The organism is Micromonospora sp. NPDC023888 (assembly GCF_040639415.1).
GTDB lineage: Bacteria > Actinomycetota > Actinomycetes > Mycobacteriales > Micromonosporaceae > Micromonospora.
Genome location: NZ_JBEZZW010000003.1, coordinates 152,415 through 173,028, shown reverse-complemented (window position 1 = coordinate 173,028; position 20,614 = coordinate 152,415). Strand labels below are relative to the sequence as shown.

Below are 20,614 nucleotides of genomic sequence, written 5' to 3'. Positions count from 1 at the left end.
GGAGTCTGGGTTCCCCTACCGTGGCCCCTGACCCGCGGTTACGGAACTCCTCAGGCCCAGCCTTGAGCAAATCTTGCGGCTGTTCCCACCGCTACAGGTCGGTGACCACCAGGTCCACCTGCCGCACCCGGCCGGGCGCGGTGGCCTGCTCCTCGACGGTGTGTTTCAACTCCCGCAGCGTGCCGAGCAGCTCCGCGGCGGAGCGCGGTCGGGCGCCGGCGACGAGCAGGTCACGGACCAGCCGGCCCTTGGTCGCCTTGTTGAAGTGGCTGACCACCGAGCGGACCGGCACGCCGTCGATCTCCCGCTCGTGCAGCACCCGCACGCTGACGGTCCGTTCGGCCACCTCTCCCCGCGGCGTCCAGGTGGCCGCGTACGCGCCGGACCGCAGGTCCAGCACCGGGCCGCGGCCGGCGGCGGCGTCCAACGCCGGCGTCAGCTCCCGACGCCAGTACGCCGACAACGCCCCGACGCCCGGCAGGCGGGCACCGATCGGGCAGCGGTACGGGGGGATCCGGTCCGCGAGCCGGACCGCGCCCCACAGCCCGGAGCTGATCAGGATCGACCGGCGGGCCGCCCGCTGCGCCGCGACCGGCAACGAGGCCAGCTCCAGCGCCTCGTAGAGGACCCCGGTGTAGAGCCGTTCGGCCGGCGCGGTGGCCGCCTCCCGCAGCCGGGCGTTGCGGCGCAGTTCGCCCCGCTGGCCCTCGCTGAGGCCGAGCGCCGCGAGCGCCGTCGCCTCGTCCGGCCCGGCGCTCAGCGCGACGAGGGCGTCCACCACCCGCTCCCGGGCCGGGTTCAGCTCGGGCAGCGAGAGCCGCTCCGGGGCCCAGCGCCGCCCGGTGCCGGCGTCGGCCTTGCCCTCCGAGGGCGGCAGCAGGATGAGCATGGGGTCTCCTCGACGGGCGGGACGGCGGCCCGGCCAGCGTACGACCCGCGGTCAGCGCCAGGGCCGCACCGGGGTCTGCGGGTGGTACACGCGATAGCCGCCCACCTCGCGTACCGGTGCGGCGTCGGCCCGGTCGGCGAGCAGTCGGCGCAGCCGCCGATCCATCGGGGAATCGGTCTCCACCACATAGCCCGGTCGTGGGGCCCTGCCGACCTGCCGCCAGTACGGGCGGTAGCGGTTCTGCCCGGGGGACAGGTTGCCGTTGAGCACCCCGCAGACCACCGTCTCGTCCGTGTTGAAGATCAGTCGGTTGCAGGTCCAGTAGTCCCCGTACACCTCGTGCGGGCCGTCGGCGCGCAGCGCGGCGGCCAACTCCCGGGCCTGGCGCTCCTCGGTCCGCGACGCCGCGCTGCCGGTGGCCGCGAACAGCACGGTGACCACAAGTGTGGTCGCGGTCAGGGCGACCAGCACGGCGGTGGACAGCGCGCCGGTGAGCCGCCCCAGCACGCTGCTGGTGCCCCGCCAGGCGGTCAGCGCCGCCACCCAGAGCGGCCAGAGCACCGCCGGCAGCGACAGTTGCAGCACCGACAGGTAACGGGCGTTGTCAAGTGGGCTGGTCGCGGCGAGCGGACTGCGGACGTACGACAACAGGGTCAACGCCGCGCCGGCGAGCAGCGCGAGCTGCACGACCGGCCCGACCCGGTCCCCGCGCCGGCCGGCGGCGCGGCGGTACGCGGGCACCGCGAGCACCGCGCCGACCACCAGCAGCACCGGGTACACCACTCCGAACCACTGTTGCCAGCGTCCGCAACCGTCCACCGGGCAGAGCCCGTGCGCCAGCGGCACCCCCTCCAGCAGGCCGCCCCGGATCCGCTCGGACCACGGCGGCAACGGCCCCGCCTTGGTGCTGACCTCCCGGAACACGGTCAGCGAGTCCTCGCCCGGCCCGGCCCGCAGGTTGTCGAGGACCATCGGCGCGATCCCGACCACGACGCCCACCACCAGCAGCAGGCCGGACCAGCCGAGCAGTTCGCGTCGCAGCGCCCACACCAGCGCCAGCCCGGCCACCGCCAGATACGGCAGGATCAGCCAGTCCGACCAGGCGGCCAGCCCGACGAGGAGGCCGAAGAGCGCGACGGCGAGCCGCCGGCGGCGCACGGTGCCGGCCGCCAACCCCACAGTGATCAGCAGCATCAGCAGCACCGCCGGCTTCACCTCCGGTCGCCCCCCGACGACCGTGAGCTGGTCGCGGACCACCCGCTCGCCGCCGAGCGCGAGCAGGCCGACGACGACTGTGGCGAACCAGGGTGCGCAGAGCCGGCGGGTCAGCCGGTGCATCAGGTAGAGGAACAGCGCGTACAGCGCGAGCATCGGCAACCGCAGCACCGGCCAGCTCGGTCCGGTCACCGCCAGCAGGGGCGCGGCCAGGTACGACTCCAACATCCCCATGTAGTGCTGGCCGTACAGGAAGACCGGGCGTTCCCGGCCCTGCCCGATGTGCAGCGCGGCGAGGCCGAAGGTCGCCTCGTCACTGTTCGACACCGGCACCGTGTACAGCGTCAGGACCAGCCGATACCCGACGCCGGCCAGCCCGAACAGCAGGGCGACGAACGCCGGCCGGTCGAGTCGTGGACGCCACCGCCCACCATGCTGCTCTGGATGCGACACGACCAACGCCCCCGTCGTCGTCCCGACCGGAGTGTTTCACGGACGGCGGGCGGGCCGGGGAGGTTCGGCGCAGCCCGCTCGGCTCGCGTGGCCGTGGCTGTCGACGTGTGGCAGGGTTGGCGCGTGCCACCGACTCCCGCCGGCCAGTTGGCCGTTCCGAACCTGCACCGGGCTGCGCGGATCGAGGACGCCGTGCACCAGCTCGTCGAGCGTCGGCTGCGGCGCACCGGCTGGCGGGTCAACATCGTCGCGTACACCGGTTACGGCGCACCGGGCTGGGTGCGGGTGATGTGCCGGGTGTTGCTGGGCCGACCGGACACCCGGCAGCGGGGCCGACTCGACAAGGTCCGCGGGTGGCGCAGCTTCACCACCCTGCCCAACAAGCACGTCACCGTGACTATCGAGGCCGGCGGGGTACGGCACGAGACGCAGGCCGACCGCAGCGGCTTCGTCGACACGCTCGTCGAGGCCGACCTGCCACCGGGCTGGGGCACGGTCCGCCTCAGCGTCCCGGACGCCGAGCCGGTCGACGCGCCGGTGCGCATCCTCGACCCGGAGGTCAAGTTCGGCATCATCTCCGACATCGACGACACGGTGATGGTCACCGCGCTGCCCCGGCCGCTGCTCGCCGCGTGGAACACGTTCGTGCTCGACGAGCACGCCCGCAACGCCGTGCCCGGCATGGCCGTGCTCTACGAGCGGCTGGTCACCGCGCACCCGGGCGCCCCGGTCTTCTACCTCTCCACCGGCGCGTGGAACGTGGCGCCCACCCTGACCCGCTTCCTGTCCCGGCACCTCTACCCGGCCGGGCCGCTGCTGCTCACCGACTGGGGCCCGACCGCCGACCGTTGGTTCCGCAGCGGAATGGAACACAAGCGGGGGACCCTGGCCCGGCTGGCCCGGGAGTTCCCCGACGTGCGCTGGCTGCTGGTCGGCGACGACGGCCAGCACGACCAGGAGATCTACCGGGAGTTCGCAGCCGCCCACCCGGAGAACGTCGCCGGGGTGGCGATCCGCCGCCTCTCCCCGACCCAGTCCGTGCTGGCCGGCACCCTGCCCGCGCCGGCTGGTCGCCCGTCGTCGGGGCCGGTGGGGCAGAAGTGGCTGTCCGCCCCGGACGGCGCCGGCCTGTGGCAACTGCTGCGCGACGCCAACCTGGTCTGACCGCCGGTCCTGCCCGACGCCCGGGTTGCCGTGCTGGGCTACGGTCCCATCCGACCCGCCTGGGCGGAAGGTGGGGGGCGAAGGTGGATGGCGTGGCCCGCACGGGCGAGCTGAACGACGGCGACAGTGACCAGACCGCGCGCCTACAGGGCGAACAGATCGCCGCGTACGAGCGGCGCGGGCCGTTCTGGGGGCGGCTGACGCAGTTCGCGGCGGTGGTTGCCCTCGCGGCGGGGCTCGTCGCCTCGATGCTCGTGCTGGACACCGTGCAGAGCTTCTACCCGGGCGTGGGAGTGTTCAAGTCCACCCCCGCCCAGCAGCCGGCGGAGGCGATAGTCGACGAGTGCCGCCGGGTTGGTCCGGTGAGCGGCGACGGGTTCGGCTACTGGTGGCACTGCGCGGTGACGGTCCAGACCCGCGACGGTCGCGAGGTGCGGACCGTGGTCCGGCACTCGACCGTCACCCCCGCCGACCGGGGCGGGCCGGTCGAGTTCCGCGAGGTCTGCCACGGCAAGGGCAACACCGACTGCCGGTACGGTCGCCCGGCGTGGCGGATCTGGGCTCTCGCTCTGGCAGTGCTGGGCATCCTGCGGACCGGCCTGGTTCTCGTGCTGCTCATGCTCATCGGGGTCTATCTGTTGCGGACGGCAGTCGGCGTCCCCAGGTACTACACCTGGGTCAATCGCCGTGGCAAGCGCCGTCGCTTCGAGGCTCGACGAGCGGATGCCGCTCGATCACTTGATGGTGAGTAGTTGCCAGGAGATCCACAGAACTACTCAGCATCAAGTGATCATGGGGAGAGCGTCAGCGGGTCAGCCCTGGCGCAGCCAGACGGCGCCGAGCGGCGGGACCTGGAGGGCCGCCGAGGCGACCATCCCGTGCCACGGCACGTCCTCGGCGCGTACCTGGCCCAGGTTGCCCACCCCGGACCCGCCGTAGTGGTGGGCGTCGGTGTTGAGCACCTCCGCCCACGTGCCGCCGGCCGGTAGGCCGATCCGGTAGTCGTGCAGCGGCTGGGCGGAGAAGTTCGCCACGCACACCAGGGTCGAGCCGTCCGGGGCGATCCGGACGAACGACACGGTGTTGTTGGCGACGTCGTCGCCGGCGATCCACCGGAACCCGGCCGGTGCGGTGTCCTGTGCCCAGAGCGCCGGGGTGTCCCGGTAGACCCGGTTGAGGTCGGCGACCAGGCGCTGCACGCCGGCGCGGGCCGGGTCGTGCAGCAGGTACCAGTCCAGGCCGCGCTCCTCGCTCCACTCCCGGTCGTCGGCCAGCTCGGAGCCCATGAAGAGCAACTGCTTGCCCGGGTGCGCCCACATGTACGCCAGCAGCGCCCGCACGTTCGCCAGCCGCTGCCAGGTGTCGCCGGGCATCTTGCCGGCCAGTGAGCCCTTGCCGTGCACCACCTCGTCGTGGCTGATCGGCAGCACGTAGTTCTCGCTCCACGCGTACGCCAGGGAGAAGGTGAGCTGGTGGTGGTGGTGCTGGCGGTAGATCGGGTCCTTCGAGGTGTAGAGCAGGGTGTCGTGCATCCAGCCCATGTTCCACTTGAACCCGAAGCCCAGCCCGCCCTCGGCCGTCGACCGGGTGACACCCGGCCAGGCGGTGGACTCCTCGGCGATCATGACGACCCCGGCGTGGTGCTTGTAGACGGTCGCGTTCACCTCCTGCATGAGCGCGATGGCCTCCAGGTTCTCCCGACCGCCGTACTGGTTCGGGGCCCACTGCCCGTGCTCGCGGGAGTAGTCCAGGTAGAGCATCGAGGCCACGGCGTCCACCCGGAGCCCGTCGACGTGGAACTGGTCGCACCAGTAGAGCGCGTTGGCGACCAGGAAGTTGCGGACCTCGTTGCGGCCGAAGTCGAACACGTACGTGCCCCAGTCGGGGTGCTCGCCCCGGCGCGGGTCGGGGTGCTCGTAGAGCGGGGTGCCGTCGAAGCGGGCAAGCGCCCACTCGTCCTTGGGGAAGTGCGCGGGCACCCAGTCCAGGATCACGCCGATGCCGGCGGCGTGCAGCCGGTCGACCAGGTGCCGGAAGTCGTCCGGGTCACCGAAGCGGGAGGTCGGCGCGTAGTAGCCGGTCACCTGATAACCCCAGGAACCGCCGAACGGGTGCTCCATCACCGGCAGGAACTCCACGTGCGTGAAGCCCATCTCGGTGACGTACGCGGTGAGCTGGTCGGCCAGCTCGCGGTAGCCCAACCCGGGTCGCCACGAACCGAGGTGCACCTCGTAGACGCTCATCGGCTCCTGGTGCGGTTGCCGCTCGGCCCGCCGGGCCAGCCAGTCCGCGTCGTTCCACAGGTACGTCGAGTGGTGCACCACCGAGGCGGTGGCCGGCGGCACCTCCGCGTACGCGGCCAGGGGGTCGGCCTTGTCCCGCCACTGCCCGTCGGCGCCCAGCACCCGGTACTTGTAGCGGGCCCCGACCCGGGCGTTGGGGACGAACAGCTCCCACACGCCGCTGGAGCCGAGCGACCGCATCGGCCAGCCGTCGTCCGGGGCCCAGCCGGTGAAGTCGCCGACCACCCGCACGCCGCGGGCGTTGGGCGCCCACACGCTGAACGCGACGCCCTCGTCGAAGACCCGCGCGCCAAGCGCGTCCCACAGCCGTTCGTGCCGGCCCTCCCGGATCAGGTGCAGGTCCAGCTCACCGAGGGTCGGTGGATAGCGGTACGGGTCGTCGTGGGCGGTGCCGTCGACCTCCACCCGGTAGTCGAGCACGGTGCCGTCGACCTGGGTCTCGAAGACGCCCACGTCGTGCACCCGCTTCATGGGATGCCGCTCGTCGCCGACGAGCAGCACCACGTCACCGGCGCCCCGGCGCAGCGTGCGGATCGTCGTCGAGGAGTCGGCGGGGTGCGCGCCGAGCAGCGCGTGCGGGTCGTGCGTCGCGCCGGTGATCAACTGGTCCATCGGTCGTCCTTCGGGGCGGCGTCGGTCGGTGCGGAGGCGGACGAGCGGGCCCTCGCCGGGCGGGCCGCTGCCGGGCGGGCGGCGGACGGGTTGGCCGTCGCCGGGCCGGAGCCGGTCGTCGGTGCCGGGGTCGTCGGCGCGGTGCCGCCGGACAGGTCGTCCGGGACGTCGGTGACGGTGAGGTCCGCCGGCTCGACGCCGGCGGGTTCCGGCGCGGCGGGCGCGACCGGGCGGCGCACGGTCAGCACGTGCGCCGGTTGCAGGTACGGGTCGAGCCGCACCGCGTTGCGCTGACCCCAGTCGTAGCTGGTGCCGGTCAGCTCGTCGTACACGGTGAACCGCTCATGCCAGTCGAACCCGAGCTCCGGCATGTCGAGCGTCGTGTTGCCCCACTGCACCTCGCGCGAGTCGAACGAGCAGATCACGATGACGGTGTTGCCGGTGGCCGGGTCGTGCTTGGACCAGCAGAGCAGCGCCGGGTTGTCGATCTCGTGGAAGCGCAGGTTGCGGAGCTGGTGCAGGGCCGGGTTGTCCCGGCGTACCCGGTTGAGGGTGGTCAGGAACGGCGCCAGCGAACGGCCCTGCGCCTCGGCGCCGGCCCAGTCGCGGGGGCGCAGCTCGTACTTCTCGTTGTCCAGGTATTCCTCCGCGCCCGGCCGGGCCACGTGCTCGAACAGCTCGTAGCCGGCGTACAGGCCCCAGGAGGGGGAGAGCAGCGCGGCCAGCACCGCCCGGATCTTGAACATCGGCGGGCCGCCGTGCTGCAACGACTCGTGCAGGATGTCCGGCGTGTTCGGCCAGAAGTTCGGCCGCATGTGGTCGGCCGAGGCGACCAGCTCCTCGCAGTACTCCCGCATCTCGGCGGCCGTCGTGCGCCAGGTGAAATAGGTGTACGACTGCGTGAAGCCGATCTTGCCGAGGCCGTGCATGATGGCCGGCCGGGTGAACGCCTCGGCCAGGAACAGCACGTCCGGGTCGACACTCTTCACCTCGGCGATCAGCCAGTGCCAGAAGTCGAACGGCTTGGTGTGCGGGTTGTCCACCCGGAAGATCCGGACGCCCTCGCCCACCCAGTGCAGCACCACCCGCAGCACCTCGGCCCGGATGCCCTCCGGGTCGTTGTCGAAGTTGACCGGGTAGATGTCCTGGTACTTCTTCGGCGGGTTCTCCGCGTACGCGATGCTGCCGTCGGCCCGGGTGGTGAACCACTCCGGGTGCTCGCTGACCCACGGGTGGTCGGGCGCGCACTGCAACGCCAGGTCCATCGCCACCTCCAGGCCCTGTGCCGCCGCGGCCTCGATGAAGGCCCGGAAGTCCGCAGGCGTACCCAGGTCGGGGTGGATCGTGTCGTGGCCGCCCTCGGCGGCGCCGATCGCCCACGGCGAGCCCACGTCTGTCGGCCCGGCGGTGAGCGCGTTGTTGCGGCCCTTGCGGTTGACCCGGCCGATCGGGTGGATCGGCGGCAGGTAGAGCACGTCGAAGCCCATCGCGGCCACGCCCGGGAGCCGTTCGGTGGCGGTGGCGAAGGTGCCGGACCGGCCGCCCGCCGCTCCCTCGGAGCGGGGGAAGAACTCGTACCAGGCCGAGTAGAGCGCCCGCTTGCGGTCCACCCAGATCGAGTACGTGTCACCGGCGGTGACCAGCTCCCGCACCGGGTGCTCCCAGAGCAGGTCGGCGAGCGCCAGCGCCGGGCCGACCCGCTGCGGCAGCGGCAGGTCGGTCTCGACAAGCGCGGTGAGCGCGTCGGCGACCCGGGGCCGGTCGGCGGTCGGGACGAGGTCCCGGGCGGCGGCCAGCACCCGCGCGCCCTCGGCCAGGTCGTTGGCGAGGTCCTCCGGCCCCTGCCCGGCGGCGATCTTCTTCGTCACCGCGTTCTGCCAGGTCAGGTACGGGTCCTGGAACGCCTCGACGGCGAAGGCCCAGGAGCCGACGGCGTCCGGTGCGATGGTGGCGTGCCACCGGTCCTGGCCGGGCTCGCCGGGGCGCATCCGGGTGAACGGCCTGGTGACGCCGTCCGGACCCATCCAGACCACGTTGCAGCCGAGCGCGTCGTGCCCCTCCCGGTAGGCGCGGGCCGACACCGGGACCGGTTCGTCGACCACCGCCTTGGCCGGGTATCGCCCGCACGAGACGACGGGGGAGACGTCTTCGATCGGGAACCGTCCAGTCACCCCGCCAACCTACTGCGCGAGATCCGTTCGCGCGCGGCCAAGCCCGCCGGTCCGTCCCTCCCCGGTCCCGCCCCCGGGGTCGCGCGTCAAGATCCACACGCGTTCCTTGAAAGCGCGGTATCGAGGCGACCCGGACCCGGCGGTTTCCGGAAACCCGAGTGGATCTAGGCCGGAGGGCATCTCCGCGATGGACGGCAGTTTGTCGCCGGGCTGCAACGTGCCGGCGCGGACCGAGTTCACGACGTCGCCCAATGATCTGCTCGTACAGCGGTGCTTGCGGCATGGGTGGCGCCACCCTCCCGTCAGCGCCCCGATCTTTGCACCATGAGTGACACACCGTGCATGCTCTGTTGACTGTGAAGGCAGTGCCGGCGACGTCAACACGGCGACCGCCCGGCACGAGCGGCTGGCGGCCGGCGGCGAGTGGCGGTCCCTGCCCGCTATCTGCGGAGGTGGTAGTGGTTGCGGCGGGGGATCTGGTCGGGGTCGAGCCAGGCGGGTGGGATGAATTCGGGGTGGCCGTCGCGGCTAAGCCGCACGGTCCAGTCGCTGTGGTGGAGGTGTCGGTGGTGGTGGCTGCAGAGCAGGACGGCATTGGCCAGGCTGGTGGTGCCGCCGTCGGCCCAGTGTCGGATGTGGTGGGCGTCGCACCAGCGGGGTGGGCGGTCGCAGCCGGGGAAGGTGCAGCCGCGGTCGCGTAGGACGAGGGCGCGGCGGAGTGGGCCGGTGATGAGGCGGCGTTGTCGGCCGACGTCGAGGACCTGGCCGGCGCTGTTGAGGACGGCGGGCAGGATGGCGGCGTCGCAGGCGAGCCGGCGCACGGTCTCGGCGCTGATGTGCTGGCCGGTGTCGAGAGTGCCGGTGCCCAGCTGCTGGGTCAGCCCGTCGTAGTTGGTGGTGACGACGACCTGTGCGGGGTCTCCGCCGTTTTCGGGTAGCTGGCCGGTGCGCAGGGCCAGCCGGCATACGTCGGCGAGGGCGTCGTGGCGGCGTTGGCCTGGGGTGCGGGTGTCGTCGGGGCCGGTGGGCGTGCTCAGCGGGTCGATGGCGGCGCGCAACGCGGCGGCGGCTTCGGGGTTGAGGATGCCGGTGAGGCGTAGCCGGCCGTCGGGCTGCTCGCTGATCGTGAGGTGTCGGTCGCGGGCGGCTCGTGACTCCTGGGCTCGTAGCGCGGCCTCGGCGGCGGCGTCGGCGATGTGCGGGGCGACGTGGTCGAGGATGCGGGTGCCGAGTTTGCGCAGCAGCGCGGCGTCGAACTGCGCCGCCCAGTCGACGAGGACGCCGACGGCCTTGTCGGCGGCGTCGGCACCGGCCGTGGTGTGCACGGTCTCGACGGTGCCGGCGATGACCCGGACCTGTTCCACGTCGACCACCCCACCGGCCAACGCGTCTCGGACGGCGGGCGGGGCGGTGTCGAGTGTCGCGGCCAGCTCGACCAGGCGGCGGGCCGCGCCGACGCCGAGGCGTAGCCGGTCACGGAGCCACACCGCCGTCGAGGACGCGCCCTGCGCGGTCGCGGTGCCGCGACCGTCCAGCTCACGCACGAGGGTCAGCTTGACCGCGGCCAGGCGTTGCTCGATGCGATGCGTGGCGTCCAACGCCGCCACGAGATCGCGCTCGCCAGCAGCCCAGGCCGCCGTGTCGAAGCAGGCCGCCACGGCGGCCTCGGCCTGCTCCAACGCATCGATCACCCGCAGAGATTAGAACACGTGTACGACATCTTCCGGCCCGTTGATGGCCGGGCCGAGCGGATCACCGCACCTCCGCGCACAGGGCTACCTGGACGACAGAGCGCCGCTCGGGCGAGGGCCGCCGCGCGCGCGGAGGTGACATAGCCTCCGGCCATGATCGAACGGGTGAAGGTGGCGGTCGTCGGCGTCGGCAACAACACGTCGGCGTTGGTGCAGGGGCTTGCTCTCTACCGGCAGAGCGGCAGCCTGGTGGGGATCCGCCGACCGATGATCGACGGGCTCGGGGTCGGCGACATCGGCGTCGTGGCGGCCTTCGCCACCTCCGCGGAGAAGATCGGTCGGGACCTGACCGAGGCGATCTTCCTGGCGCCCAACAACTTTCCCCGACTCGACTGCGACCTGCCCCGGGCCGGTGTGCCCGTCACGAAGGGCCTCGTCGACGCGACCGGGGTGCCGCGGGTGGCGGCGGCGCTGGCCGGGGCGGAGGTGCTGCTCTACTCGGCACCGAGCGGCCGGCCGGAGACCGCCCGGGCGTACGCCGAGGCGGCACACCACGCGGGTGTCGCCTTCATCAACACCACGTCCGACCCGGTCGCCCGCGATCCGCACCTGCTGGGAAGGTTCGAGGCGGCCGGTCTGCCGCTGCTCGGTGATGACCTGGCCAGCCAGTTCGGCACCTCCGTGCTGCACAACACGCTGCTGCGGCTGCTCCAGGAACGGGGCCTCACGCTTGTCAGCTCCTACCAGGTCAACCTCGGCGGCACCGAGGACTTCCGCAACCTGGTCGACAACCCCAACACCAAGAAGCAGTCCAAGCTCAACGCCCTGTCGGAAGGCCACCCCGCCGCCGACCAGCCCGCCGCCGACCGACCCGCCGCCGGCACGGTCGAGGTGGCCCCGCTCGGCTACCTGCCGCACCTGCGCTCGCAGAAGGTGGCTCACCTCAACATCGAGGCGCAGGGCTGGGGTGAGACAGCGGTGAGCCTCGACGTGAAGCTGACGGTGCATGACCCCAGCGGTGCTGCCGGCGTCAACATCGACCTCGTCCGCATCGCGGCCAGCGCGCTGCGCGACGGGCGTGGTGGTTATTCCGCCGAGGTGACGTCGTTGCTCAAGTCCCCTCCGGGAACGGCGGTCTGAGGCCGGCGGTGAGCAGGCGCTCGATCCGCGCGTACTCGGCGGCCATCTCCGGGGTGGCGAGGACGTCGTCAAGGTCGGCCGAGACCTGGAAGTCGACCTCCTCGATCGCGCGGATGGCCAGCTCGTAAAGCTCCCCGCGCTGGTTCTCCTCCAGGTAGGTGGTCCAGTGTTCGAGCGCGGTGATGACCGTCAGGAGGCCCTGATCCAGGTCGCCGTCGGCGAGGATGCCCTCGTCGATCCGCACCAGCTGGGCGCGCAGCTCCGTCGCGCCTGCCGTCCGGACGTTCTCGCGGGCGGTGGCGAGCGCCGCCCACCCGTCCTCGGTCAGCTCGTCGTCGGAGGCGGTGTCGAGCAGTTCCTCCCGGACCAGCCGGGTGACCGTCTCCAGGCCGAAGACGCGCAGGTCGTCCTCGTCCGCCCCGACGACCAACCGGAGGATTGCCGCTTCGAGTTCGTCGTACCGCATGGTCGCCCGCCGTCCTCAGCCCGCGACAAGGCCCGTGCCGAGACCCGCGTTGCGGCCCGCGCCGACGGAGCGGTACACGTCGAGGGTCTGACCGGCGATGGCGTCCCAGGAGAAGTGGTCCACCGCGCGCCGGCGACCGGCCAGGCCGAACCGCCCGGTGCGCGCCGGATCGGCGAGCAGCGTGTTGATCGCCGCCGCCAGGTCGGCGACGAACCGCTCCGGGGCCAGCGGTCGGCCGGACCCGTCGGTGGCCTGCTCGATGGGCACCAGCAGGCCCGTCTCACCGTCGGCCACCACCTCGGGGATGCCGCCGGTCGCGGTCGCCACCACCGCCGTCTCGCAGGCCATCGCCTCCAGGTTGACGATGCCCATCGGCTCGTACACCGACGGGCAGACGAAGACGGTGGCGTGGGTGAGCACCTGGATCACCTCTGGCTTGGGCAGCATCTCGGCGACCCAGACCACGCCGGAACGGTTGGCCCGCAACTCGGCGACCAACTCCTCCACCTCCGCGGCGATCTCGGCGGTGTCCGGTGCTCCGGCGAGCAGCACGAGCTGGGTGTCCGCCGGCAGCTCCCGCGCGGCCCGCAGCAGGTAGGGCAGCCCCTTCTGCCGGGTGATCCTTCCCACGTAGACCACGCTGGGTCGGGACGGGTCGACGCCGAGCCGGTCGAGCACGTCGGTGTTCTGGTCCGGCGCGTACTGGATGGTGTCGATGCCGTTATAGACCACCCGGACCCGGTCCGGGTCGATCTGCGGGTAGGCGGTGAGCACGTCGGTGCGCATCCCGCCACTGACCGCGATGACCGCGTCGGCGGCCTCCATCGCGGTGCGCTCGATCCAGGAGGAGAGCGCGTAGCCGCCGCCGAGCTGCTCGGCCTTCCACGGTCGCAGGGGCTCCAGGCTGTGCGCGGTCACCACGTGCGGCACCCCGTGCAGCAGCTTCGCGGTGTGCCCGGCCAGGTTCGCGTACCAGGTGTGGCTGTGCACCACGTCGGCGCCGGCCGCGCCGGCGGCCATCTCCAGGTCCACGCCCATCGTGCGCAGCGCGGCGTTCGCGCCGGTCAGGCCCGGCGGTTCGGCGTACGCGGTGACGCCCGGCTCGGTGCGCGGCAGGCCGAAGCAGTGCACCCGGACGTCGGCGCGGTGGCGCAACTCCCGGGCCAGGTACTCGACGTGCACCCCGGCGCCGCCGTAGACCTCCGGCGGGTACTCGCGGGTGAGCAGATCGACGCGCAGCGGGGTGGGTTCCGTCATGACCCCGCACCCTAATGCAGAAGACTCCCCGTACGAGTGGTGAAGTCCGACGCGGGTGGATAGCGTCGGGGCATGGCTGCCAAGGTGCTCGCGATCGTCCTGGCGGGTGGTGAGGGCAAGCGCCTGATGCCACTCACCACGGACCGGGCCAAGCCGGCCGTCCCGTTCGGCGGGATGTACCGCATGGTCGACTTCGTCCTCTCCAACCTGGCCAACGCCGGCTATCTCAAGATCGTCGTGTTGACCCAGTACAAGTCCCATTCCCTCGACCGGCACATCACCAAGACCTGGCGGATGTCCACGCTGCTCGGCAACTACGTCACCCCGGTGCCCGCGCAGCAGCGTCGCGGCCCCTGGTGGTTCGCCGGCTCGGCCGACGCCATCTACCAGAGCTTCAACCTGATCAACGACGAGCAGCCCGACTACGTGATCGTCTTCGGCGCCGACCACATCTACCGGATGGACCCGCGGCAGATGGTGGAGGACCACATCGCCTCCGGCGCCGCGGTCACCGTCGCCGGCATCCGCCAGCCGCTGTCGATGGCCGACCAGTTCGGTGTCATCGAGGTCGGCGAGGACGGCCGGAAGATCCGCGCGTTCCGCGAGAAGCCCACCGACGCGGTCGGCCTGCCGGACGCGCCGGACGAGATCTACGCCTCGATGGGCAACTACGTCTTCACCACCCGCGCCCTGTGCGAGGCCGTCGAGCGCGACGCGGCGGACAAGTCCAGCAAGCACGACATGGGTGGCAGCATCATCCCGATGCTCGTCGAGCGGGGCGAGGCCAACGTCTACGACTTCCGCGACAACGAGGTACCGGGCAGCACCGACCGGGACCGCGGGTACTGGCGCGACGTGGGGACGCTCGACTCGTTCTACGACGCGCACATGGATCTGATCAACGTGCACCCCGTGTTCAACATGTACAACTTCGACTGGCCGATCTACACCGAGCAGCCGCCGTGGCCGCCGGCGAAGTTCGTCCACCAGTGGGGTGAGCGGGTCGGCCGGGCGGTCGGCTCGATGGTCTCGCCCGGGGTGGTGATCTCCGGCTCGCTTGTGGAGAACTCGATCGTCTCGCCGAAGGTGCGGGTGCACTCCTGGGCGCACGTCGAGGGCTCGGTGCTGATGGAGGGTGTGGAGATCGGCCGGCACGCGGTGGTCCGGCGGGCGATCCTGGACAAGAACGTGTTCGTCCCGGAGGGCGTCGAGATCGGCGTCGACCTGGAGAAGGACCGGCAGCGCTACACCGTCTCCGACAATGGCATCGTGGTGATCGGCAAGGGCCAGAAGGTCGAGCCGTGAGCGACAGGCACTCCCCGAGGAGGATTTCGCAGTGACCCACCCCCGTGCCGGCCAGCCCGCCGAGCCCGCCGACCTGGTCGACGTGCCGCGCCTGGTGACCGCCTACTACGCCGAGCATCCGGACCCCACGGACCCGGCCCAGCAGGTCTCCTTCGGCACCTCCGGCCACCGCGGCTCCAGCCTGCGCAACGCGTTCAACTCCGACCACATCCTGGCGGTCACCCAGGCGCTCTGCGACTACCGGCGCGAGCAGGGGCTGGACGGGCCGCTCTTCCTCGCCCGGGACACCCACGCCCTCTCCGCGCCGGCCGCCGTGGACGCCCTGGAGGTGCTCGCCGCCAACGGCGTCACCGTGCTCGTCGACAGCCGCGACGGCTACACCCCCACCCCGGCGTTGTCGCACGCGATCCTCACCCACAACCGGGGTCGTACCAGCGGGCTCGCCGACGGCATCGTCATCACCCCGTCGCACAACCCGCCCGACGACGGCGGCTTCAAGTACAACCCCACGAACGGCGGGCCGGCCGACACCGACGTGACCCGGTGGATCCAGGACCGCGCCAACGCGATCCTGGCCGCCGGGCTCAAGGAGGTCCGCCGGATCACCCACGCGCGGGCGCGGGCCGCCGACACCACCGGGGAGTACGACTTCCTCGCCCACTACGTCGACGACCTGCCGGCGGCGATCGACATCGACGCCATCCGCGACGCCGGGATCCGGATCGGCGCGGACCCGCTGGGCGGGGCGAGCGTGGCGTACTGGGGTGAGATCGCCGAGCGGCACCGGCTGGACCTGACAGTGGTCAACCCGACTGTCGACCCGACCTGGCGGTTCATGACCCTGGACGGCGACGGCAAGATCCGGATGGACTGTTCGTCGCCAAACGCGATGGCGTCGCTGATCGCCGCCCGCGCCGACTACCAGATCTCCACGGGCAACGACGCGGACGCCGACCGGCACGGCATCGTCACCCCGGACGCGGGCCTGATGAACCCCAACCACTACCTGGCGGTGGCGATCGGTCACCTGTTCCGGAGCCGTACCGAATGGGGTCCGGCCGCCGCGGTGGGCAAGACGCTTGTCTCCTCGTCGATGATCGACCGGGTCGCCGCGGACCTGGGTCGGCCGCTGCTGGAGGTGCCGGTCGGCTTCAAGTGGTTCGTGCCCGGCCTGCTCGACGGGTCTGTCGGCTTCGGCGGTGAGGAGAGCGCCGGTGCGTCGTTCCTGCGCCGCGACGGCTCCACCTGGACCACCGACAAGGACGGCCTGCTGCTCTGCCTGCTCGCCGCCGAGATCCTGGCCACCACCGGGCGCAGCCCGAGCGAGCACTGGGCGGAGTTGGCCGAGCGGTTCGGCGCTCCCGCGTACGCCCGGATCGATGCCCCGGCCACCCGGGAGCAGAAGGCGGTGCTCGCCAAGCTCTCGCCGGACCAGGTGACCGCCACCGAGCTGGCCGGCGAGCCGATCACCGCGACCCTGACCACCGCCCCCGGCAACAACGCCCCGATCGGTGGCCTCAAGGTGAGCACGAAGTCCGGCTGGTTCGCCGCACGCCCGTCCGGCACGGAGGACGTCTACAAGATCTACGCCGAGTCCTTCCAGGGCCCCGACCACCTCAAAAAGATCCAGGAAGAAGCCAAGAACCTAGTAGACCAGGCCCTAACCGCCTAACCCCTAACCCCCAACCCCCCAACCCCCCAACCCAGCCCGGTCGATCATGAGGTTAGCGGGCTCGTCGATCTCCAATCGCCCCGTCAACCTCATGATCAACGCGGGCGGGACGGGGGCGGGGCAGGGGCAGGGGGTGGGGGGTGGGGTCAGCAGGGTGGGGGGATTTCTTGTTGGGCGCGTCGGCGTAGCTCTTCGGGGAGCAGCTCGCGGAGCTGCTCCGGCAGGAACGGCAGGTCGAGCAGGGTCATCTTCAACTGGTTGCGTTCCTGGTAGCGCAGCGGGTCGAAGCGGACCACCAGGCCGGCGTTGCGGCGGTACGTGATGTCCACGGCCCCCTCCGTGGCCGCGTCGCGGAACACCAGCCCGTCCATCTCCACCACGACCGGCGACGAGCCGGGCCGGAGCTCCAACCGGATCTTCTCGTCCGGCGAGAGCACCACCGACCGGGAGATCCCGGCCATCGGCGCCGACGGCGTGATCACCACCGAGTCCGCGGCGGGGGAGATCAGCGGACCACCGGCCGCGTAGCTGTACGCCGTCGAGCCGATCGGGGTGCTCACCACCACGGCGTCGCTGCGGTAGTAGCCGTACTGCTGGCCGTCGATGCCGAGGGTGAGGCTGACGAAGCCGGAGCCGGGCTGCCGTACCAACGCGATGTCGTTGAACGCCACGACGTCGTCACCGCACACGTCGCAGGCGAGGCAGGCGTGCGACTCGATGGTGAAGTCCTTCGACAGCAGCCGGCTCAGCGCGTCGGGCAGCTCCGGCGGCTCGACCTCGACGAGAAACCCCAGATGACCCAGGTGTACGCCGAGCACCGGCTTCGGGTCGAGGACGGCGGAGCGCAGCGCACCCAGCATGGTGCCGTCGCCGCCGATGCTGATCAACGCGTCGGAACGGGCGGCGACCTCGTCGGCCGGCACCGGTTCGATGCAGGACGGCACCCGGTGCTGGTCCTCCTCGCGCACCATCAGCGTCTTGTGGTGGCGCGTCGCCCACCGTTCGATGATCCCGACCACCTCGGTGACATCCCGGGTGGGGTGCAGCACAAGTCCCAGCCCCGACACCCGTACAGCTCACCACATCCGTGGTGGCCGCGACCGGCGTACACCGAAGGTGCGCCGGCGGTCGGGGGACCGCCGGCGCACCTCGCCGCCGTCAGGGTCGGGGTTTGCCGGTGAGGTGCCGCAGCGAGCGGGCGACCAGGTCGTCGCGGGCCGCCGGGGGCAGACCCTCCAACCCGAAGCCCAGGTACACCGTGTCGCCGGTGACCACCACCGAGCCCTCCTCGAACGCCCGCTGGCTGCGCGACCAGTCGGTGGCGTTACCACCGGACCCGGCCGGTGGCCCGGCCACCGTCCAGCCGCCCAGGTCGGCCGACTCGAACGAGGTCTCCGCCACGGTCGATCCGTCGACAAGCACCCGGGCGTCGTCCAGGAAGACGCCGAGACCCTGCGTGGACCAGTCCGAGACGTACGAGATCGACACCTCGACCTGCTTGCCGGCGTAACCGGACAGGTCCGCCACGAACTCCTTCCAACCGCCGGAGGCGCCGGTCGCCGCGTTCCAGCTGCCGGTGCTCCCGGTGGGCGAGCAGTCCGCACCCTGGTAGTGCGTGACGAACGGGTGCAGCTCGTCCCAGTCGCTGAGGCAGCTCTCCCCGGTGGCCGTGCTGGTCTTGCCGTTGGCGTCCGGCAGGGTCGTCCAGTTGTCGCTGCCCACCTCGTGGGCCTCGACGAAGAGGAAGTCCCAGTCCTGCTCGATGTCGTACGAGGTGAAGAAGCGCAACTCGGCGCCGCTCGCCCCGGTCAGGTCCACCGTGCGGGTGAGCCGCTTGTACGACTCGTCGCTCTGCCCGCTGTGCAGGTACCACTCACCGGTACGCGGATCGAACGGCGCGCTGCCCGGCCGGGTCCAGCCCACCGGCGCGGAGCTGGCGAACTGGGGGAACTCGTCCGGCGGCAGGAAGCTCGACGTGGTCAGGAACGACGCGCTGTGCTCCTGGTTCTCCGCCGACCCGGGCGCGTTGAGCTGCCCGCTGAAGCCGGCGAACGCCCCGTCGATCCCGGCGACCGGGTACGGCCCCCCGTCCGGGGAGGTGCCGCCGTCGCTGACGTAGGTGTGCGCGCCCAGCCAGTACTGCTGGAAGTCGTTCAACAACGGCAGGCAGGTGGCGGAATCGGCGTCGGTGCACTCGGGCGGCGCGTCCGGGTGATAGACGTACGACCCGTTGGCGCCCTGGGCGTACAGCGCGTACTGGCCGCTGATCAGGAGCTTGCCGCCCTCGTTGAGGTAGTCCCGCACGGCCAGCTCGGTGTCGAGCGCCGCCTTGGCCGCGGTGCCGGGCACCTGGCCGGGGGAGCGCAGGATGACGTCGTCGCCGGTCTCCCAGACCACCGCCTTGTAGTGCGACAGCACGCCAAGCGGGTGCGGCGCGGAGCGTCCCGACGCGTCGAAGTCGTACACGTCGCTGCTGCGCCCGGCGGCGCTCAGCGACGCCGCTACCTCGTCGGCGTACTTCGCGGTGGTGCCGGTCTGCGCCGGGCTGAGGCCTGTGACGTCCTCCATCGCGAGGATCAGCACGTCGCCGCCGATGTCGCGGTGCACCTGGTAGGTGAAGTGTTGACTGGCGACGACCCCGGCTCGCGGTTTGTTGCCGGTGAACCAGACCTCCACCCGGTCACCCGGCTTCGCGCCGGTGACCGTGCCCCGCAGCTCGGCGTAGTAGTCGTCGTTCGTGTCGCCGTAGCGCTCGCCGCCGCGCCACTCGCGGACCGCGACAGTCTTCGGTCGCCCGCCGTTCACCGTGTAGTGCATCCGGACGTTCTTCAGCGCCCGGCGGGTGATCGAGGCGACCTGCTGGGTACGCCCGTACGAGGTGTCGAACGCGTCCACCACGAAGTCCGGGGTGCTGCGGCCGACCACCGACACCGGGTCGTCCGGGTCCGCCGCCGACCGGGCCACGGCCAGCGCGAACGGCAGGTTCTTCTGCACCTCACCGGCGATGAGGGCCTCGTCGTCGGGGAAGATGAATTCGCTCGCGCAGTCCTCCGGGCGCCACTCGTCGTCCGGGTCGACCGCCGAGGCGGCCTCGCAGGTCGACATCTCCGGCGTGAAGCCCAACGTGCCGTACTTGACGGTGGCGTGGCTGTCGGTGTCACCGTTCGTGGTGTACAGCTCGGCGGAGATGTCCGGGTCGTAGCCGGGCACCGCCGGGTGCGCGTCGTCACCGGCCATCGTCTCGTAGATCACGTCGTCCGGGGTGGGGGTGCTCACCTGCCAGCCGACGCCGTAGAGCAGCAACTGGGCGGCCGAGTGGTAGTTGACGAAGAACTCGAACCCGACCCGCTTGAAGAGCCGATCCAGGGCTTTGGTCTCCGGCTCCGAGTTGGGGCTCGGGCCCCGGTAGGTCTCGCTGTTCGGCTCCGGCGACGAGCCCTCGTTGTCGTAGCCCCACTTGTAGCTGAAGTTGCGGTTGAGGTCGACGCCGTCGACAGAGGTGATCTGCCCGTCGCCGTTGTTGTCCCGCAGGTTCTTGCGCCACAGGCGGTTACCGGGGGTGAAGGTGTGGTCGTAGCCGTCCGGGTTGGCGACCGGCAGGAACCACAGCTCGGTGGTGTCCAACAGACGGGTGATCTCCCGGTCGGTGCCGTAGCTGTCCAGCACGTGGTGCATCAGCCGGCGGGTCATCTCCGGCGTGATCCATTCGCGGGCGTGCTGCGCACCGGCGTAGAGCACCGCCGGTCGCTGCCCGTCCGGCACGGTCCGCGCGTTCCTGGTGACCTTGAGGGCGAGGATCGGCTGGCCCTGCTGACTACGGCCGAGCGTCTCCACCTTGGTCAGCTTCGGAAACCGGGCGGCGGTGGCGTTCAGCTCGTCCCGGAGGCCGCCCGGCTCCCCGTACGGGCGGAACGCCGTCCAGCCGGCCGCGGCCTGCTCCCGCAGCGCCTGCGAGGCGTCCTTGCCGCGGACCTTCTTCACCGACAGCGGGACGCCCTGGTCGGTGAGCCGTTTGGCCTGCCGGCGGCTGAGCACCGTCTCGACGGTGGTCTGTCCGGCCGCGTCGGTCTTCGCGTCGTGGCCGAGGTCGACCCCCGCCGCGCGTAGTTGGTCCCGCTGTTTCGCGTCGACAGTGCCGACGTACACCTCCAGGCCGTCCCGGGTGTCCGGATCGGACGACGGTCGCGCGCTGGCGGGTGGGGTCAGTGCCAGTGCGCCGAGCAGGGTGAGCACGCCGGCGATCGCCAGTCGTCTCGGTCTCATCGCGCCTCCTTGG

Annotated in this window: 14 protein-coding genes; 5 read left to right on the top strand and 9 right to left on the bottom strand. The window is 71.6% G+C overall.

Going from position 1 to position 20,614, the window contains the following annotated elements:
- Nucleotides 1-91 precede the first annotated feature (91 nt).
- Both yaaA and AB0F61_RS03815 read right to left on the bottom strand, forming a co-directional pair.
- The gene (gene yaaA, locus AB0F61_RS03820) at nucleotides 92-889 is read right to left on the bottom strand and encodes a peroxide stress protein YaaA (RefSeq protein ID WP_357802997.1); all 798 of its coding nucleotides are present in this window, start codon (nucleotides 887-889) and stop codon (nucleotides 92-94) included.
- 51 nt (nucleotides 890-940) lie between these two features.
- Nucleotides 941-2,557: a hypothetical protein gene (locus tag AB0F61_RS03815; RefSeq protein ID WP_357802995.1), complete on the bottom strand. Its 1,617-nt coding sequence runs from the start codon at nucleotides 2,555-2,557 to the stop codon at nucleotides 941-943.
- A 123-nt stretch (nucleotides 2,558-2,680) separates the two neighbouring features.
- Here AB0F61_RS03815 and AB0F61_RS03810 point away from each other — a divergent pair, with 123 nt between their 5' ends.
- Together AB0F61_RS03810 and AB0F61_RS03805 are read left to right on the top strand one after the other, a co-directional pair.
- On the top strand, nucleotides 2,681-3,721 hold the full coding sequence (locus AB0F61_RS03810) for a phosphatase domain-containing protein (RefSeq protein WP_357802993.1): 1,041 nt from the start codon (nucleotides 2,681-2,683) through the stop codon (nucleotides 3,719-3,721).
- A 92-nt stretch (nucleotides 3,722-3,813) separates the two neighbouring features.
- Nucleotides 3,814-4,473, top strand: coding sequence for a DUF6346 domain-containing protein (locus AB0F61_RS03805; protein ID WP_357802991.1), 660 nt, complete (start codon nucleotides 3,814-3,816; stop codon nucleotides 4,471-4,473).
- Nucleotides 4,474-4,533: 60 nt separating this feature from the next.
- Here the strand turns inward: AB0F61_RS03805 and glgB are convergent, their stop codons facing one another.
- From glgB to AB0F61_RS03790, 3 genes are all read right to left on the bottom strand, one after another.
- On the bottom strand, nucleotides 4,534-6,636 hold the full coding sequence (glgB, locus tag AB0F61_RS03800) for a 1,4-alpha-glucan branching protein GlgB (protein ID WP_357802989.1): 2,103 nt from the start codon (nucleotides 6,634-6,636) through the stop codon (nucleotides 4,534-4,536).
- Nucleotides 6,624-8,807 carry a maltotransferase domain-containing protein gene (locus AB0F61_RS03795; RefSeq protein ID WP_357802987.1) on the bottom strand — a complete coding sequence of 728 codons (2,184 nt, stop codon included), beginning with the start codon at nucleotides 8,805-8,807 and terminating at the stop codon, nucleotides 6,624-6,626. Before AB0F61_RS03795 ends, glgB begins: the two co-directional genes overlap by 13 nt.
- Nucleotides 8,808-9,247: 440 nt before the next feature.
- The gene (locus AB0F61_RS03790) at nucleotides 9,248-10,498 is read right to left on the bottom strand and encodes a DUF222 domain-containing protein (RefSeq protein WP_357802985.1); all 1,251 of its coding nucleotides are present in this window, start codon (nucleotides 10,496-10,498) and stop codon (nucleotides 9,248-9,250) included.
- Nucleotides 10,499-10,651: 153 nt separating this feature from the next.
- Here AB0F61_RS03790 and AB0F61_RS03785 point away from each other — a divergent pair, with 153 nt between their 5' ends.
- Complete coding sequence (locus AB0F61_RS03785) at nucleotides 10,652-11,638, top strand: inositol-3-phosphate synthase (RefSeq protein WP_357802983.1); 987 nt, start codon at nucleotides 10,652-10,654, stop codon at nucleotides 11,636-11,638.
- Here the strand turns inward: AB0F61_RS03785 and AB0F61_RS03780 are convergent.
- Both AB0F61_RS03780 and glgA read right to left on the bottom strand, forming a co-directional pair.
- A complete protein-coding gene (locus AB0F61_RS03780; protein WP_357802981.1) occupies nucleotides 11,610-12,104 on the bottom strand; it encodes a hypothetical protein in 495 nt (164 codons plus the stop codon). The genes AB0F61_RS03785 and AB0F61_RS03780 overlap by 29 nt on opposite strands.
- Nucleotides 12,105-12,119: 15 nt before the next feature.
- Nucleotides 12,120-13,361: a glycogen synthase gene (gene glgA / locus AB0F61_RS03775; protein ID WP_357802979.1), complete on the bottom strand. Its 1,242-nt coding sequence runs from the start codon at nucleotides 13,359-13,361 to the stop codon at nucleotides 12,120-12,122.
- A gap of 72 nt (nucleotides 13,362-13,433) precedes the next feature.
- Here glgA and glgC point away from each other — a divergent pair, with 72 nt between their 5' ends.
- Both glgC and pgm read left to right on the top strand, forming a co-directional pair.
- Nucleotides 13,434-14,666 carry a glucose-1-phosphate adenylyltransferase gene (gene glgC / locus AB0F61_RS03770; RefSeq protein WP_357802977.1) on the top strand — a complete coding sequence of 411 codons (1,233 nt, stop codon included), beginning with the start codon at nucleotides 13,434-13,436 and terminating at the stop codon, nucleotides 14,664-14,666.
- A 31-nt stretch (nucleotides 14,667-14,697) separates the two neighbouring features.
- Nucleotides 14,698-16,338, top strand: a complete 1,641-nt coding sequence (pgm, locus tag AB0F61_RS03765; protein ID WP_357802976.1) for a phosphoglucomutase (alpha-D-glucose-1,6-bisphosphate-dependent) — start codon at nucleotides 14,698-14,700, stop codon at nucleotides 16,336-16,338.
- A 146-nt stretch (nucleotides 16,339-16,484) separates the two neighbouring features.
- Here the strand turns inward: pgm and AB0F61_RS03760 are convergent, their stop codons facing one another.
- Both AB0F61_RS03760 and AB0F61_RS03755 read right to left on the bottom strand, forming a co-directional pair.
- Nucleotides 16,485-17,405 carry an NAD(+)/NADH kinase gene (locus AB0F61_RS03760; RefSeq protein ID WP_357802974.1) on the bottom strand — a complete coding sequence of 307 codons (921 nt, stop codon included), beginning with the start codon at nucleotides 17,403-17,405 and terminating at the stop codon, nucleotides 16,485-16,487.
- Between the two features lie 91 nt (nucleotides 17,406-17,496).
- A complete protein-coding gene (locus AB0F61_RS03755) occupies nucleotides 17,497-20,601 on the bottom strand; it encodes a M14 family zinc carboxypeptidase (protein ID WP_357802972.1) in 3,105 nt (1,034 codons plus the stop codon).
- Nucleotides 20,602-20,614: the final 13 nt, after the last annotated feature.

Coding starts and splice junctions, on each gene's coding strand:
- yaaA (WP_357802997.1), bottom strand. CDS start 889: ATGCTCATCCTGCTGCCGCCCTCGGAGGGCAAGGCCGACGCCGGCACC.
- glgB (WP_357802989.1), bottom strand. CDS start 6,636: ATGGACCAGTTGATCACCGGCGCGACGCACGACCCGCACGCGCTGCTC.
- AB0F61_RS03785 (WP_357802983.1), top strand. CDS start 10,652: ATGATCGAACGGGTGAAGGTGGCGGTCGTCGGCGTCGGCAACAACACG.
- AB0F61_RS03780 (WP_357802981.1), bottom strand. CDS start 12,104: ATGCGGTACGACGAACTCGAAGCGGCAATCCTCCGGTTGGTCGTCGGG.
- glgA (WP_357802979.1), bottom strand. CDS start 13,361: ATGACGGAACCCACCCCGCTGCGCGTCGATCTGCTCACCCGCGAGTAC.
- glgC (WP_357802977.1), top strand. CDS start 13,434: ATGGCTGCCAAGGTGCTCGCGATCGTCCTGGCGGGTGGTGAGGGCAAG.
- AB0F61_RS03755 (WP_357802972.1), bottom strand. CDS start 20,601: ATGAGACCGAGACGACTGGCGATCGCCGGCGTGCTCACCCTGCTCGGC.